17 protein-coding genes are annotated in these 15,849 nt (G+C 69.7%); 12 read left to right on the top strand and 5 right to left on the bottom strand.

Going from position 1 to position 15,849, the window contains the following annotated elements:
* Positions 1–108: 108 nt before the first annotated feature.
* Both AC3WQR_RS17485 and AC3WQR_RS17480 read right to left on the bottom strand, forming a co-directional pair.
* Positions 109–996, bottom strand: a complete 888-nt coding sequence (locus AC3WQR_RS17485) for a transglutaminase-like domain-containing protein (RefSeq protein ID WP_492742986.1) — start codon at positions 994–996, stop codon at positions 109–111.
* The gene (locus AC3WQR_RS17480; protein WP_013538518.1) at positions 993–1,178 is read right to left on the bottom strand and encodes a DUF1328 family protein; all 186 of its coding nucleotides are present in this window, start codon (positions 1,176–1,178) and stop codon (positions 993–995) included. Before AC3WQR_RS17480 ends, AC3WQR_RS17485 begins: the two co-directional genes overlap by 4 nt.
* Before the next feature lie 190 nt (positions 1,179–1,368).
* On the opposite strand from AC3WQR_RS17480, the gene gstA reads away from it, so the two are divergent.
* The 8 genes from gstA to gloA2 all read left to right on the top strand — a co-directional run bounded on the left by gstA (position 1,369) and on the right by gloA2 (position 8,223).
* On the top strand, positions 1,369–1,977 hold the full coding sequence (gene gstA / locus AC3WQR_RS17475; RefSeq protein ID WP_095948432.1) for a glutathione transferase GstA: 609 nt from the start codon (positions 1,369–1,371) through the stop codon (positions 1,975–1,977).
* 141 nt (positions 1,978–2,118) lie between these two features.
* Positions 2,119–2,925: an enoyl-CoA hydratase/isomerase family protein gene (locus AC3WQR_RS17470; protein WP_492742984.1), complete on the top strand. Its 807-nt coding sequence runs from the start codon at positions 2,119–2,121 to the stop codon at positions 2,923–2,925.
* A complete protein-coding gene (locus AC3WQR_RS17465) occupies positions 2,922–4,739 on the top strand; it encodes an acyclic terpene utilization AtuA family protein (protein WP_492742982.1) in 1,818 nt (605 codons plus the stop codon). Before AC3WQR_RS17470 ends, AC3WQR_RS17465 begins: the two co-directional genes overlap by 4 nt.
* 86 nt (positions 4,740–4,825) lie before the next feature.
* Positions 4,826–5,929 carry an alkene reductase gene (locus AC3WQR_RS17460; protein ID WP_159279063.1) on the top strand — a complete coding sequence of 368 codons (1,104 nt, stop codon included), beginning with the start codon at positions 4,826–4,828 and terminating at the stop codon, positions 5,927–5,929.
* A gap of 99 nt (positions 5,930–6,028) precedes the next feature.
* Complete coding sequence (locus tag AC3WQR_RS17455) at positions 6,029–6,499, top strand: putative signal transducing protein (protein ID WP_492742981.1); 471 nt, start codon at positions 6,029–6,031, stop codon at positions 6,497–6,499.
* A 19-nt stretch (positions 6,500–6,518) separates the two neighbouring features.
* The gene (locus AC3WQR_RS17450; RefSeq protein WP_492742979.1) at positions 6,519–7,004 is read left to right on the top strand and encodes a RidA family protein; all 486 of its coding nucleotides are present in this window, start codon (positions 6,519–6,521) and stop codon (positions 7,002–7,004) included.
* Complete coding sequence (locus AC3WQR_RS17445; RefSeq protein WP_492742977.1) at positions 7,001–7,468, top strand: GNAT family N-acetyltransferase; 468 nt, start codon at positions 7,001–7,003, stop codon at positions 7,466–7,468. The genes AC3WQR_RS17450 and AC3WQR_RS17445 overlap by 4 nt, the downstream gene beginning before the upstream one ends.
* Complete coding sequence (gene gloA2, locus AC3WQR_RS17440; RefSeq protein ID WP_492742976.1) at positions 7,465–8,223, top strand: SMU1112c/YaeR family gloxylase I-like metalloprotein; 759 nt, start codon at positions 7,465–7,467, stop codon at positions 8,221–8,223. Before AC3WQR_RS17445 ends, gloA2 begins: the two co-directional genes overlap by 4 nt.
* Here the strand turns inward: gloA2 and AC3WQR_RS17435 are convergent.
* Positions 8,218–9,606: a sensor histidine kinase gene (locus AC3WQR_RS17435; RefSeq protein ID WP_492742975.1), complete on the bottom strand. Its 1,389-nt coding sequence runs from the start codon at positions 9,604–9,606 to the stop codon at positions 8,218–8,220. The two genes, gloA2 and AC3WQR_RS17435, sit on opposite strands and share 6 nt — an antisense overlap.
* A gap of 8 nt (positions 9,607–9,614) precedes the next feature.
* Positions 9,615–10,304 (bottom strand): response regulator transcription factor, encoded by a 690-nt coding sequence (locus AC3WQR_RS17430; RefSeq protein ID WP_056574813.1) that lies wholly within the window; start codon positions 10,302–10,304, stop codon positions 9,615–9,617.
* Between the two features lie 114 nt (positions 10,305–10,418).
* Between AC3WQR_RS17430 and AC3WQR_RS17425 the strand changes: the two genes are divergently transcribed.
* The 4 genes from AC3WQR_RS17425 to AC3WQR_RS17410 all read left to right on the top strand — a co-directional run bounded on the left by AC3WQR_RS17425 (position 10,419) and on the right by AC3WQR_RS17410 (position 13,494).
* Positions 10,419–11,300, top strand: a complete 882-nt coding sequence (locus AC3WQR_RS17425) for an alpha/beta hydrolase (protein WP_492742974.1) — start codon at positions 10,419–10,421, stop codon at positions 11,298–11,300.
* A 29-nt stretch (positions 11,301–11,329) separates the two neighbouring features.
* Positions 11,330–11,617, top strand: a complete 288-nt coding sequence (locus AC3WQR_RS17420) for a phosphopantetheine-binding protein (protein WP_159274240.1) — start codon at positions 11,330–11,332, stop codon at positions 11,615–11,617.
* Positions 11,614–12,906, top strand: a complete 1,293-nt coding sequence (locus AC3WQR_RS17415) for a beta-ketoacyl-[acyl-carrier-protein] synthase family protein (RefSeq protein ID WP_492742973.1) — start codon at positions 11,614–11,616, stop codon at positions 12,904–12,906. The genes AC3WQR_RS17420 and AC3WQR_RS17415 overlap by 4 nt, the downstream gene beginning before the upstream one ends.
* A gap of 99 nt (positions 12,907–13,005) precedes the next feature.
* Entirely contained in the window at positions 13,006–13,494 is a 489-nt protein-coding gene (locus tag AC3WQR_RS17410; protein WP_492742972.1) for a GNAT family N-acetyltransferase, read from the top strand.
* Positions 13,495–13,506: 12 nt separating this feature from the next.
* Here AC3WQR_RS17410 and AC3WQR_RS17405 read toward each other — a convergent pair whose 3' ends face one another.
* Entirely contained in the window at positions 13,507–15,768 is a 2,262-nt protein-coding gene (locus AC3WQR_RS17405) for a heavy metal translocating P-type ATPase (RefSeq protein WP_492742971.1), read from the bottom strand.
* Positions 15,769–15,849: the final 81 nt, after the last annotated feature.

The raw sequence follows: 15,849 nt of genomic DNA, 5'->3' as shown, positions 1-15,849 counted from the left end.
GACAAGCTAGGGGGCCACGCCAAAATCGGTCCAGAGCCTCGCCGTCATTGCGCAGGATGCTATATATTTAATAGCAAACAACCCGCATCGGGCGGTCACTTGGGAGGGTCAGAGCACCGGTTCGGGCTTCTCGATGCCCCGCAGCTCGCCACTGGGTGCCGGCGTGCGCGGCGCAATGGCCCGCTCGTCCTGCAATTCGCGCACGGCGAGCTTCTTGTCGGTCATGCGCACCGCGCCGAAGATCGTGGAGAAGGCCACGTCCTTCGCGTCGCGCCCCGTGCCCACGCGCACCAGCCGGTCGACGGGCGCCATGCGCGTTGGATCGAACAGCACCCACTGCCCACCCAGCCATGCTTCGAACACGGCATGGAAGTCCTGCGGCGGTTCGTCGAACCACACATAGCCCACCACCAGCCGCGCCGGAATGTTGAGCGCGCGGCAGAAGGTGATGCCCAGGTGCGCGAAGTCGCGGCACACGCCCGCGCGCTGCACGAACACTTCGCGCGCGGTGGTGGTCGAGTCGCTGCTGCCCGGCACGTAGACGATGCTGTCGTGGATCCAGTCGGCAATCGCCTGCACGCGGCCGATGCCCGGCGGCAGGTCGCCGAAGAGCTGCTGCGCGCAGCGCGCCAGCAGGTCCGACTCGCAATAGCGCGTGGGCAGCAGGTCGCCCAGCACCGCGTCGGGCAGCTGGCTCACCGGCACCTCGGGCAAGGTGGCCGGCACATGCACCACCGGGCGCCGCACCGTCGCGCGGTAGGCGATGGTCAGCGGGCCGGGCGTCGCGTCGAAGCGCACGAAGCGGTTGCCGCTGTCGGGCTCGCAGCCCACCCGCAGCCGCACGGGCGGCTCGATGGTGAGCGTCTCGGCCAGCACCGCCTGCGCACCCGTGCGCGCGGCCTCGATGTTCAGCCGCAGGTGCGCCGGGGCGTCCACCTCGTAGTCCAGGCGCAGGTCGACGTGCGACAGGTGCATGGCATGGGGCAAGGCGGTCAATCGAGCGCCTTCTTCACCGCGCCCACGCCAAGTGCGGCCAGCACCACGAACAGCACCGCCAGCACGAGGAACAGGCCGAACAGCAGCTTGGCGATGCCCGCCGCGCCGGCCGCCACGCCGCCAAAGCCCAGCAGACCCGCCACGAGCGAGATGACCGCAAAAATGATCGCGTACTTGAGCATGGTGAACCACTCCTTGGTTGCTTTGCGGCGGGCATGCGCCGCCGTGTCCGGACTGTAGGAAGCCCCGCCGCGCCGCCCAATAGTCGCCACGCGCGAGCCGCCGTAGGACAAAAACGCGATGCAGCCAAACCCGCTAGCATCCCTTTCGGTCGCACAGATCTTTTCCTTCTATCCATTGGAGTTTTTTCGAATGAAGCTGTACTACTCGCCCGGCGCCTGCTCGCTCTCCCCCCACATCGCGCTGCACGAAGCGGGCATCGCCTTCGAGCCGGTGCTGGCCAGCACCAAGAGCCACAAGCTGCAGGACGGCACCGACTACTACGGCATCAACCCGCTGGGCTACGTGCCGATGCTCGAGCTCGACGACGGCACCCGCCTGCGTGAAGGCCCGGCCATCGTCCAGTACATTGCCGACCTCGCCCCCACCAAGAACCTCGCGCCCGCCAACGGCACCATGCCGCGCTACCGCCTGCAGGAATGGCTGACCTTCATCGGCACCGAGATGCACAAGGGCTTCAGCCCGCTGTTCAACCCGGCCATGCCCGAGGAAGCCAAGTCCATCTCCAAGGACAAGCTCAAGGCCCGCTTCCAGTGGCTCGACGGCGAACTCGCCGCCAAGCAGTACCTGATGGGCGAGCATTTCAGCGTGGCCGACGGCTACCTGTTCACCGTCACCAACTGGACCAAGCCCACCGGCGTGGACATCTCGGACTTCCCCAACGTGCTCGCCTGGCACGCCCGCGTCGCCGCCCGCCCCGCCGTCCAGGAAGCGATGAAGGCCGAAGGCCTGCTGAAGTAAGCAAAAGCGCGCAGAACGCGACGCCAGCGACGATCCGGGCCACCCAAGGGAAAACCCGGATCGCCGCAGCCACAAGCCGCATGCCGCGGCTTTTTTTTCGGGCGACGCTACGGCATCCGTCACCAGGAAGCCGAGCCGCCCATGTCCGAATCCCCTCCCCCTTCTTCCCCCTCTTCCCCTTTCTCCGTCGAGCTGCGCGAAGAGATGCGCGGGCCCGTCATGTGGCTCACCATCGATCGCCAGGAACGCCGCAACGCCATCAACGCGGCCGTGCTCGAGGGCCTGTCCGATGCGCTGGCCCGCGCCAACCGCGACACCGCCGTGCGCGCCGTGGTCCTCACCGGGGCCGGCACGCGCGCCTTCTGCGCCGGCGCCGACCTGCAAAGCGGCACCTCCTTCAAGTTCGACTACGCCGCGCCCTATCAGGGCATCGCCAACCTCTTTCGCCAGGCGCGGCAATCGACCGTGCCGCTGATCGCGCGCGTCAACGGCGCCTGCATGGCGGGCGGCATGGGCCTCATGGCGATGTGCGACCTGGCCGTGGCCAGCCGCCAGGCTGTGTTCGGCCTGCCCGAGGTGAAGGTCGGCGTGTTTCCCGCGCAGGTGCTCAGCGTGCTCGGCGGCCTGCTGCCGCGCCGCGTGCTGGCCGAGATGTGCATCACCGGCGAACCGATCGACGCCGCGCAGGCGCTCGAGCTGAAGCTGGTCAATCGCGTGAGCGACGACGTCGACGAGAGCGTCGACTGGCTGCTGGGTCGCTTGCTCGACAAGTCGCCCGCCGCCATCCGCCGCGGCCTGTACACGATGAAGAAGATCGAGGCCATGGCCTTCGAGGAATCGATGGCCTTCACCGAAAGCCAGATCGGCCTGTTCGCGCTCACCGAAGACGCGGCCGAAGGCCAGCTCGCCTTCCGCGAGAAGCGCAAGCCGCAATGGAGTGGACGATGAGCAGCAGCAACAGCAATCGCGTCGTGCGCATCGGCGGCGCCTCCGGCTTCTGGGGCGACAGCAGCGTGGGCGCGCCGCAGCTCGTGGCCAGCGGGCAGATCGACTACCTCGTGTTCGACTACCTCGCCGAGCTCACCATGTCGATCCTCGCGGGCGCGCGGCTCAAGAAGCCCGAGCTGGGCTACGCGACCGACTTCGTCTCGGTCGCGATGAAGGCCGTGCTGAAAGACGTCGTGAAACAAGGCATCCGCGTCGTGAGCAACGCGGGCGGCGTCAACCCGCAAGGCTGCGCCGATGCGCTCGCGGCACTGGCCGCCGAGCAAGGCGTCTCGCTGAAGATCGCCGTGGTCAGCGGCGACGACGTGTCGCCGCTGCTGCCCGAGCTGCGCGCCTCGCAACCGCCCGTGCGCGAACTGCAGAGCGGCGCGCCGCTGCCCGAGCGCGTGCTCAGTGCCAACGCCTACCTGGGCGCACGCCCGGTCCAGGCCGCGCTCGACGCGGGCGCGCAGGTCGTCATCACCGGCCGCTGCGTCGACTCGGCCGTCACGCTCGGCGTGCTCATGCACGAATTCCAATGGCAGCCCGGCGACCACGACCTGCTCGCCGCGGGCAGCCTCGCGGGTCACATCATCGAGTGCGGCTGCCAGGCCACCGGCGGGCTGCACACCGACTGGGACACCGTGCCCGACTGGCCGAACATCGGCTACCCCATCGTCGAATGCAGCGCCGACGGCAGCTTCGTCGTCACCAAGCCCGCGGGCACCGGCGGCAAGCTCACGCCCGCCGTGGTCGGCGAGCAGATGCTCTACGAAATCGGCGACCCCGCCGCCTACCTGCTGCCCGACGTGGTGGCCGACTTCACGCAGGTGCGCATCGAACAGGCCGGCGAACACCGCGTGCGCGTGCACGGCGCCCGCGGCCGCGCACCCACCGGCCGCTACAAGGTCTGCGCCACGTATGTCGACGGCTTCAAGACCGCGGCGCAGCTCACGATCGTCGGCTTCGACGCGGTGGCCAAGGCGCGGCGCACCGGCGAAGCGATCCTCGCGCGCACCGGCGCCCTCTTCGCGCAGCAGGGCCTCGGGCCCTACAGTGGCACGCAGCTCGAAGTGCTCGGCGCCGAGTCCTGCTACGGCCCGCATGCGCAGACGCAGGCGCAGCAGATCCGCGAGGCCGTGCTGCGGCTCGCCGTGACGCATCCGCGCAAGGACGCGCTGGAGCTGTTCGCGCGCGAGGTCGCGCCGGCCGGCACCTCGTGGGCGCCCGGCACGACGGGCGCGGGCGGCGGGCGCGCCTCGGTGTCGCCGTCGATCCGGCAGTACGCGTTCCTGCTCGACAAGGCGCGCGTGAGCCCGCAGGTGCGCGTCGATGGGCAGACCGTCGATGTGCCCGCGACGCACGCCACCAGCGACGACCCGCCTGCGGTGCACACCAACGATGCACTGCCCCTCGCCACCCCCGGCGACGACGCCATCGAGGTCCCGCTGATCCGCCTCGCGTGGGCCCGCAGCGGCGACAAGGGCGACACCTCGAACATCGGCGTCATTGCACGCCATCCCGAGCTGCTGCCGCTGCTGCGCGCGCAACTCACCGAGGCCCGCGTGGCCGCATGGCTCGCGCACCTGGTGCAGGGCCGCGTCACGCGCCACGAGGTGCCCGGCATCCACGCCTTCAACTTCGTCTGCGAACAGGCGCTGGGCGGCGGCGGCATGGCCTCGCTGCGCAACGACCCGCTCGGCAAGGGCATGGGACAGATCCTGCTGGCGCTGCCCGTGCGCGTGAGCCCGGCGTTGCTGGCGCGGTTGCTTTCTTAGCACCAATCGGGACAACCGTGCGACAGCAGGGTTGAGACGGGCGGCTTAGCCTTGCGCCTGTTTCAACTCTGCCCCCTCAATCCACGATGTCCACCCTTTTCGACCCCGTCCAGGCCGGCGACCTCCAGCTCGCCAACCGCATCGTGATGGCGCCGCTCACGCGCAACCGCTCGCCCAACGCGATCCCGCCCGACATCGCCGCCACCTACTACGCCCAGCGCGCCAGCGCCGGCCTGCTCATCACCGAAGCCACCGCCATCAGCCACCAGGGCCAGGGCTACGCCGACGTGCCCGGCCTCTACGGCACCGAGCAGCTCGACGCCTGGAAGCGCGTGACCGACGCCGTGCACGCCGAGGGCGGCAAGATCGTCGTGCAGCTGTGGCACGTGGGCCGCGTCTCGCACACCGAACTGCAACCCGGTGGCGGCAAGCCCGTCGCGCCCTCGGCCATCACCGCCAAGACCAAGACCGTGCTCATCAAGGACGGCGTGCCCACCTTCGTTGAAACGTCCGAGCCGCGCGCGCTCGACGCGGCCGAACTGCCCGGCATCGTCCACGCCTATGCCGCAGCCGCACGCAACGCCGTCGAGACCGCAGGCTTCGACGGCGTGGAACTGCACGGCGCCAACGGCTACCTGCTCGACCAGTTCCTGAAAGACGGCAGCAACAAGCGCACCGACGACTACGGCGGCTCCATCAAGAACCGCGCGCGCCTGCTGCTGGAGTCCACCCGCGCCGTGGTCGACGCCGTCGGCGGCGGCAAGACCGGCATCCGCCTGTCGCCCGTCACACCCGCCAACGACGCGCACGACAGCGACCCGCAGCCGCTGTTCACCTACGTCGTGCAGCAGCTCGCGCCGCTGAACCTGGCCTACATCCACATCATCGAAGGCGCCACCGGCGGCCCGCGCGAAATCGCCGACCGCCCCTTCGACTACGAAGCCCTCAAGGCCGCCTACCGCGCCGCCGGCGGCAAGGCCGCCTGGATGGTCAACAACGGCTACGACCGCCCCCTGGCCGAAGAAGCCGTGAAGGAAGGCGACGACCTCGTGGCCTTCGGCAAGCCCTTCATCTCGAACCCCGACCTGGTGCGCCGCCTGCGCGAGCACGCGCCGCTGAACGAGCTCGACAAGGCGACGATGTATGGGGGTGGGGTGAAGGGGTATACGGACTATCCGGCGTTGGGCTGAGCCCAGTCGATCCGCGCGCAGCGCGCGCACGGATCCATTTGCCTGCGCAGCTGCCAGCCCGTACGCTCGGCACTCGTCCACACAGGGAGGAGACGCCGCATGAACACCCGCCATGGCAGCAGCGAAGCACAGGAACTGGCCGAACGCCTCGGCCTGCTGAGCGACGAAGAACTGACACGCCGATGCGCGGCCGGTTCATTCACCGAACTGGCCCACGGCATTGCCGCGGCGGAACTGCGAAGCCGGGGCCTCGCGGCGCCCGCGCCGCCAGAGCCGCTTCCCCCTGAGGCAGACAGCGAACCCGAGCCGTACCACGGCGACATGGTCACCGTCGCCCGCCGGTTCACGCCCATCGATGCGCACGTGCTGTGCGCCTGCCTCGAGTCGGCCGGCATTCCCGCCGTCGTGGCCGACGCAGAACTGGTGCAAACCAATCTGCTGTGGAGCATCGCCATGGGTGGTGTGAGCCTGCGGGTGCCGCAGGCCTTCGTACAGGAGGCCAACGACGTCATTGCAGCCTTCGAGCGCGGGGAGCTTTCTCTCGACGAGAATTTCGATCCCAACCAGTGAACCATCGAGGTCCGCGACCATGGCCCACATCGAACAGAAGCTCACCGCACTCGGCCTCGTGCTTCCCCCGCCCGTGACACCGCCACCCGGCGTCGTGCTGCCTTTCCAGTTCGTTCGTCTCGTCGGCCGCCGCGCGATCGTCTCGGGCCACGGGCCGCTCAACGCCGACGGCACCATCGCCGCGCCGCTTGGCAAGCTAGGCCGCGAGGTGACCGTCGAACAAGGCTATGCGGCGGCACGCCTCACGGCCCTCGCGATGCTCGGCAGCCTGCAGCGCGCACTCGGCGATCTCGACCGCATCACGGCCTGGACACGCGTGTTCGGCATGGTCGCCTCGGCGCCCGGTTTCGACAAACAGCCAGCGGTCATCAACGGCTTCTCGGACCTCATCCTCGAGCTCTTCGGACCCGACATCGGCGCGCACGCGCGCAGCGCCGTGGGCATGGCGGAGCTGCCATTCAACATCCCGGTCGAGATCGAAGGCGAGGTGGAGTTCGACGCGTGAGCAGCGCCGCACCCTGGCTGCTGAGACGAGCCGATGCGAGCGACGCAGCATCCGTTGCCGCCTGCGCCGTGGAGGCCTTCCGCCACTACATTCCGCGCCTGGGCCTCACGCCGATCCCGATGACCAAGGACTACGGCGCAGCCATCGCGAGCGCACAGGTCTGGGTCGCCACGCAGCAGGGCGAAACCATCGCCGCGCTGGTGCTCGACGTCACAGACGAAGGCTTTCTGATCGACGTGATCGCGGTGCGGCCCGGGCACCAGGGCACCGGCGTCGGCCGCGCGCTGCTCGAACTGGCGGAGCGCGAAGCGTTGCGGCAAGGCCACCAGTCGATCTATCTCTTCACCAACGAGAAGATGACCGAGAACCGCGCGCTCTACGAACGCATTGGCTACGTCGAATACAAGCGCCTCGCCCTCGCGCAGCGCACCCGCGTCTTCCTGCGCAAGCCCTTGAAGAAATGACCGCCGTGCAGCTCACCCGCATTCACCACGTTGCCATCATCTGCGCCGACTACGCACGCTCGAAGCGCTTCTACACCGAGGTGCTCGGCCTGCGCATCGTCGCCGAGAACCATCGTGCCGCGCGCGCTTCGTACAAGCTCGACCTCGCGCTGCCCGATGGTTCGCAGATCGAGCTGTTCTCTTTTCCCGAAGCACCCGCGCGCCCCACACGGCCCGAGGCGCAGGGGCTGCGGCACCTGTCTTTCGAAGTGCACGACGTGCAGGCCGCGGCCGATGAACTCGCGGCGCAGGGCATTGCGGTGGAGCCGCTGCGCGTCGACGACTACACGGGCCGGCGCTTCACTTTCTTCGCCGATCCCGATGGCCTTCCGCTCGAGCTCTACGAAGCCGATCCGGCCGAAAACCTCGACGCACTGCTGTTGAAGCTCGAAAGCGCCCTGCACCTTCGCGAGGTGCGAGCGAGTGCCGCACAACTCGAAGAACTGCTCGACGACGACTTCCGCGAGCTGGGTGTGTCGGGCACGGAGTGGACGCGGCCCACGATCATCGAAGCACTGCACGACGAAGCCTTCTCGGAGCGAACGATCTCGGACTTCCGCGTGCAGCACATGGCGCCCGACATTTCCCTGGTCACCTACCGCGTACACCGTGCCGCGATACCGGAGCGCCCTGAAGCCGATTCGCTTCGCAGTTCACTGTGGCGACTGCGGCGCGGCAGATGGCGCATGGCGTTCCACCAAGGCACGCCTCTATAGCGGGTCTTCTCCGAACGTGACGCTCACGCGCAGGCCGGTCGGCTCGGCGGCTTCGAGTCGCAGTTCTGCCCCCAGCAGCTCGGCATAGCGCGCCACGATCGACAGCCCCAGCCCCGCGCCCTGCCCCAGCTTCTGGCCTGCGGGCCCTTGCGCCCAGCGTTGCATGAGGTCGCGCTGTGCCTCGAGCGGAATGCCGGGCCCATCGTCGATCACGCTCAGCGTGCGACCCGCGAGTTCGACGGTGATGGTGCGGCCGCCGTAGCGCAGTGCGTTGTCGATCAGGTTGTCGAGGATGCCCTCCACCAGCGCTTCGTTCGCAAGCACCGTCACGCCGTCGTCGAGGCCGCGCGCGCCCAGGTCGACGCCGCGCGCGTCGGCGCGCGCCAGGTGGCGCAGCACGGTCTGCTCGGCCAGCATGTCGAGCGACACGGGCGTGCGCTGCAGGTCGGTGCGCGCCTCGTCGGCCAATGCCAGCGCAAGCAGCTGGTCGATCAGGTGGCTCGCACGCGCCTGCCGTTCGGACACGCGCGTGAGCTGTTCGCGCCACACCTCGGTGTCGTGCTGCGCGAGCCCGTACTCGGCCAGTGCGCGGATGCCGGCCAGCGGCGTGCGCAGCTCGTGCGCCACGTTGCCGACGAACTCGCGCTGTGCGCGCACGCTGTAGCGCAGGCGATCGAACAGCGCATTGACGGCATCGCCCAGGCGCTGCAGTTCTTTCGAGGTCTGCGCCACGGTCACCGGCGAGAGGTCGCGCACGTCGCGGGTGTCGAGCGCACGCTGCAGTTCGCCGAGCGGTCGCAGGTCGCGTCGGATGCCGTGCCAGAGCCACACGGCCAGCAGCACGAGCAGCAGCACCTGCGGCGCCATGGCATAGAACAGCAGCCGCTGCACCAGTGCGGCGCGGCTCAGCGTGGTCTGGGCCACGATCACGCGGTAGGGCATGTGCAGGCCGGGTTCGGCGTCGTGATCGAGCACGACGGCGCGCAGCACGTTCCCGTCGTAGTCGATGTCGGAAAAACGGTAGCGCGAACCTTCGTCGGGCAACGGCGCCTTCAGGTCGCCCCTGCCGGAGATGAGCGTGCCGTCGAGCCGCTGCACCGAGAAATAGACCTTGTCGGTCTGGTCGAACAGCACGGTCGCCACCTCGCGCGGCGTGAGCAGCAGCTCGATGCCGCGCTCGCCGGCCTGCACATTGGCCGACAGCGCATAGGCGTCGTCGAGCATGCCGCGGTCGAAGGCCTGTTCCGAAAAATAGTTGGCGATGACCAATGCGATCACCGCACCGGCCATCCAGGTCAGCGCCAGCGGCACCAGCACGTTGCGCAGCACGCGCCGCGTGAGCGAAGGTGCAGTGCGCGTGACCGGTGGGGTGGCCTCGCTCACGGGCGGCCTCACACCTCGGCTTCGAGCAGGTAGCCGATGCCGCGCAGCGTGCGGATGCCCGCGCCCGAGCCGAGCAGCTTCTTGCGCAGGCGCGAGATGAAGGCCTCGAGCGCGTTGTCGCCCAGCGATTCGTCGAAGCCCGAGAGCTTGTCCGACAACGCCCGCTTGCTCACGGTGCGCCCCGGCGGGCTCATGAGTTCCCACAGCACCTCGAACTCGCGCGCCGGCAGGTCGAGCGGTGCGTTCGCGACCGCGAAGCGCCGTGCCTTGCGGTCGAGCTTGAGCTGGCCGAGCACCACGATGTCTTCGGTGCCCTTGGCGCGCCGCACCAATGCACGCAGCCGTGCCTCCACCTCGGCGAGATCGAAGGGCTTGCCCAGGTAGTCGTCAGCGCCGGCGTCGAGTCCGGCGATGCGTTCTTCGGTGCGCCCGCGTGCCGTGAGCACCAGCACCGGCGTGCGGTCGCCGCGCGCACGCGCCTGTCGCAACGCGGTGAGGCCGCTCGCCAGGCCGCTGGTGGGGCTGGCGGTGGCGGGCAGGTTGAGGTCGAGCAGCACGGCATCGAAGGGCTGCACGCGCCACAGGTGGTCGGCGTCCTCGACGTTGGTCGACACGTCGACCCGGTGGCCTGCGTCGGCGAGGCTGCGCAGCATCACGTCGCGCAGCACGGTGTCATCTTCCACAAGCAGGATTCGCATGGTGAGTGAATGAGTGGTGGGTGATTTGTGGGTCTGCCCTGGCGATGGACGCGTCAGCGGCCGGTCAGTCGCTCACCGCGATAAACGCGACATGAGCATACGACACACCTTCCGATGAGTGCACGCGATCCCTCCGATCCCTTGAGCCTGGTGTCCCCCGCCGTGCAGCGCACCGCGGTGGTTCTGCTGCATGGTTTATGCAGCACGCCTGACGAGCTGCTGACCGTGCAATCGACCCTTCAGCGCCACGGGTATGCGGTGCAGCCGCTGTGCATCTCCGGCTACTCGTTCGACACCGCCGCGCCGCTGCAACAGGCCGTGCCCTTCGAGCGCTGGCTCGACACCCTCGAGGCGCACGTGAAGGTGCTGCGGCGCACGCACGACCGCGTGATGCTGGTCGGCATCTCGGCCGGCGCCTCGCTGGCCCTGGGCGGCGCCATCCGCTGCGGGCGCGAGGTGGACGCGCTGGTGCTCATGTCGACCACGCTGCGCTTCGACGGCTGGGCCGTGCCGCGCACGCGCTTTCTGCTGCCGCTGGCCTTCTACACGCCGCTGGGCCGCCTCTGGCAGTACCGCGAACGCCCGCCCTACGGCGTGAAGAACGAGCGCGTGCGCACCTGGATCGAGCGCGAGCTGCGCCATCGCCAGGTCTCGCGCGCCGGCAGCGCGGTGATCGGCGTGAGCCACCTGCGCGAGCACGACCGGCTGATCCGCCACGTGCGGCGCCGGCTGAACGACGTGCAGTGCGAGCAGGTGCTGGCGCTGCATGCGCGCGAGGACGAGGTGGCCAGCCTGTCCAACCTCGACCTGCTGGTGCGCGGGCTGCGCTGCGCCTCGCTGCGCACCGTGGTCCTGAACAACAGCTACCACATGATCAGCATCGACAACGACCGCCAGCAGGTCGTGCGCGAGACCCTCGCCTTCGCCGAGACCGTGGCCCACGGCCCGGTGCCCGAACCCGTGTTCCGCGTCCGCGGACTTGTTCTCCACGCCTGACCCCAGGCCAGACCGAAAGGAACCCGCCCATGTCGTCCTCTCCCACCTTCAACAGCATCGCCACCATCCTCGAGACCGACTTCCGCGTCGCGCGCGCGGCCATCTCGCCGGCCACCGCGCTGTCGGACCTCGGCCTCGATTCGCTCGCGCTCATGGAGTTCGTCTTCGCCGTGGAAGACGCCTTCCACCTGCGCATTCCCGAAGACCGGCTCGACCCGCGCGAGGCCGGCATCACGCTGCAGCGGCTGTGCGAGGTGATCGACGCCGAGGGCGAAGCCGCCGCCGCACGCGCCGAACCCATGGCAGCGGCCGCATGAGCAGCGGCGCCGCCCATGCCGTGCTCGCGGCCGCTTCGACCGCGCACACCGCCGCTGCACCCGTGCACGTGAGCGGACTCGGGTTCATCACGCCGCTCGGACGCAGCATCGAGGCCTTCGACGACGCGCTGTTCGCCGGCCGCTCCGCGGTGCGCGCGCAGACGCTCGAGATCCCCGGCATGGACCCGATGGCCATCGCCGCCGCCACCTGCGACTTCGACGCCAGCGGCGTGCGCAGCGCCTCGCGCCTGCCGCTGGACCGTGGCACCGCGATGGCCCTGGCCGCTGCGCAGGATGCTGCGGCCGATGCCGGTCTGGACCTCGACGCCCTCGACCGCGACCGCCTCGGCATCTTCTGGGGCAGCGGTCTGGCCGGCGCCGGCACTTTCGACGCCACCACACGCGCGCTCTACGGCGAACAGCGCCGCATGCGCCCCACCACCGTGCTCACCGTGATGCCCAACGCCGCGGTCGCCGAACTGGCGCTGCACTTCGGCGCGCGCGGCGCGGCGCTGGCCTATGCCTGCGCCTGTGCTTCGTCCGCAGTGGCCATCGGCGAAGCCATGCGCGCCATCCGCGGCGGCTGGATCGACATCGCCATCGTCGGCGGCCACGACGCCATGCTCACGCCCGGCGTGATGGCCAGCTGGCACGCGATGCGCGTCATGGCGCCACCGCCGGCCGATGCGCCCGCCACCGCCTGCCGTCCGTTCTCGGGCGACCGCGCGGGCTTCGCCATCGGCGAGGGCGCGGCCGCGCTGGTGCTCGAATCGGAAGCCCATGCGCGCGCCCGTGGCGCCGGCGCGCAGCCCTTCGTGCTCAGCGGCTACGCCAGCAACTGCGACGGCACGCACATCACCAACCCCGACCCGGCCGGCCAGGTGCGCGCCATGCGTGCCGCGCTGCGCGACGCCGGGCTCGTGCCCTCGGACATCGGCCACATCAACGCCCACGGCACGGCGACGAGCGCGGGCGATGCCGCCGAGGCCGCGTCGATCGGCGAACTCTTCGGCGACGCCGCACCGGTCAGCGCGACCAAGGCGATCCACGGCCACGTGCTGGGCGGCGGCGGCGCCATCGAACTGGTGGCCGCGCTGCGCGCGCTGGCCCGCGAGACCCTGCCGCCCATCGCCCACCTGCACACGCCGGATGCCGCGTTCGGCAACGTCGACTTCGTGCGCGGCGCGGCACGCGAGGCGCGGGGGCTGCGCCATGTGCTGTCGAATTCCTTCGCCTTCGGCGGCACCAACGCGGTGATCGTGGCGAGCCGGCGCTTCCCGGAGGGTTGAACTTCGGGGAGGAAAAGAGCGGGGCGGTTGTCAGCACCGCCTTGCCATGGCTATGCTCGGCCGCATCCATCCTTGCGGACCTCATAGAAGAAGCGCGACATGCCCCTGCACCGCCTCGCCACATCCTCCGATTTCGACGCCGTCTTCGATCTCTACATGCACGAGCGGGTCGTGCCCTATCTGGGCTACGACCCGATGCCGCGCGACGACTTTCGCCCGATTTTCCAGGGCTTGCTCGACAGCGGTGCTTTCTTCATCTTCGAAGTCGATGGTCAGTTCGCCGGCTTCTACCGCGTCACGCGCTACCCGGGCCGTGCTCAGCATGTGGCGAGCCTGGGCACGCTCGCGGTCGATCCCACATTGCATGGCCGTGGCATTGCGCAGACCATGGTGACCGACGTGCTCGCGCGGCTGAAGGCCGAAGGCGTTCGCCGCGTCGAGCTGATGGCCGAGAGCGACAACGCCACGGCCCTTCGTTTCTATGCCCGGCTGGGCTTCGTGCAGGAAGGCACGTTGCGCCAGTTCTACCGCCGGGCCGGTGAAGCGGACTTCATCGACGAGCACCTGATGGCGCTGCTGTTCGACTGATCCGCTGCCGGATCAATGTTGTTGGTGCTTCGGCTTCCAGCGCCGCAGCAACAGCGCATTGGCCATCACGCTCACGCTCGACAGCGCCATCGCCGCGCCGGCCACCACCGGGCTCAGCAAACCGAAGGCCGCGAGCGGGATGCCGGCCACGTTGTAGGCAAAGGCCCAGAACAGGTTCTGCCGGATCTTCGCCACCGTGCGGCCCGAGAGCTCGAGCGCTTCGGCCACGAGCGCGAGGTCGCCGCGCATCAGCGTGATGCCGGCCGCTTCCATCGCCACGTCGGTGCCGCCGCCCGATGGCGCCATCGCGATGCCCACATCGGCCGCGGCCAGTGCGGGCGCGTCGTTCGCGCCGTCGCCGACCATCGCGACCACATGGCCGTTCTTGCGCAGCGCGCTCACCTGCTCGGCCTTGTCGGCCGGCAGCACGTCGGCGCGCACGTCCTCGGCCGGAATGCCGAGCCGCGCCGCCATCGCCTGCGCCGCGCGCAAGTTGTCGCCCGAGATCATCACCACGCGCAGGCCGCGCGCACGCAAGGTGCGGATCGCTTCGGCGGCTTGCGGCTTCGGCTCGTCGGCGAAGGCCAACAGCGCCTGCACATGCGCGGAGCCGGCATCGTCGAAGCGCAGCAGTGCGGAGACTGTCGCGCCTTGCGACTGCAGGCGTTCGATGTCGGCTTCAGCCGGCATCGCATCGAGTTCGCGGCACCAGCGCAGGCTGGCGATGGCCCAGGTCGCGCCGTTCACTTCGCCGCGCACGCCGCGCCCCGGCATCGCCTGCATCGCACCGAGCGGCGGTGCCTGCACGCCGCGTTCAGCGGCGGCTGTGAGCACAGCACGTGCGAGCGGATGCTCGCTGCCGCCTTGCAGGCTGGCGGCCGTGGCCAGCAGGTCGTTCTCGTTGGCCAGCGCACCGGCCGCGGGCAGCAGCGCCGTGAGCACGGGGCGGCCCACCGTCAGCGTGCCGGTCTTGTCGAAAGCCACGGTGTCGACGCGGTGTGCAATTTCCAAAGCCCGTGCGTCCTTGATGAGGATGCCGTGCTTCGCGGCCACGCCCGTGCCCGCCATCACCGCCACCGGCGTCGCCAGGCCCAGCGCACAGGGACAGGCGATGACCAGCACCGCCACCGCATGGATCAGCGCGGTCTCGACGCCGGCTCCCGCGACCATCCAGCCCGCGAAGGTGACGAGCGCGATCACCAGCACCACCGGCACGAACACCGCCGCCACCTGGTCGACCATGCGCTGGATCGGCGCCTTCGCGGCCTGGGCGTCCTCGACCAGCCGGATGATGCGTGCCAGCACGCTCTCGGCGCCGACCGCGCGCACCTCGATCACCATGCGGCCGTCGCCGTTCACGGCGCCGCCGGTCAGCGCGTCACCGGGGTTCTTGGCCACCGGCAGCGGTTCGCCCGTGAGCATCGATTCGTCGACCTCGGACTGCCCTTCGAGCACGCGCGCATCGGCCGGCACACGTTCGCCGGGACGCACGGCGAGCCGGTCGCCGACCATCACCTCGGCCAGCGGCACGTCGCTTTCCTTGCCGCGTGCGTTGATCAGGTGCGCCACTTCGGGCCGCAGCTGCTGCAACGCGCGGATCGCCGAGGTGGCCTGGCGCTTGGCGCGCGCCTCGAGCCACTTGCCCAGCAGCACCAGCGTGATCACCACCGCCGAGGCTTCGAAATAGAGGTGCGGCACCATGCCGTGCCCCGCATGCTCGCCGGTGGCGGCGCGCCACCACAGCCACAGCGACAGGCCGAAGGCCGCGCTGGTGCCCAGCGCCACCAGCAGGTCCATGTTGCCGGTGCGGGCCTTGGCTGCATGCCAGCCCGCGCGGTAGAAGCGCGCGCCGAGCCAGAACTGCACCGGCGTCGCCAGAAGCAGCTGCACCCAGGGCGGCAGCATCCAGCTCTGGCCGACCAGGTCGCCCAGCATCGGCGCCATCAGCGGGATCGACAGCGCCAGGCCGATGGCCACGGGCATGAAGCCGTGCCAGGGCGACAGCGCGGCGGCCTCGTCCTGCGCGGTGCTTTCGGCGCGCGGCTCGTAGCCGGCGGCGCGCACGGCGCGGCGCAGCAGCAGGGCCATGTCCTCGCCGCCGGTGGCCACGATGCGGGCCGACTCGGTCGCGAGGTTGACGCTCACGTTCTGCACGCCGGGCACGTTCTTGAGCGCGCGCTCCACGCGCATCACGCACGAGGCGCAGGTCATGCCGCCGACCGAGAGGTCCAGCGTGGCGGCGGCCGCGGAAGGTTGAGGCTGAATGTGTTCCATGGTCCCGAGGCTAAAGCCTGACACCATGGCAAGGTCAAGCGCGGTGACTTCAAAGCCCTTGGCTGGACGTTGACATCGTGA

This window comes from Variovorax sp. FW305-3-2-15-B-LB1, assembly GCF_058787635.1.
Note: the sequence above shows the minus strand (reverse complement) of the source record. Positions and strands in the feature narration are given on the sequence as shown.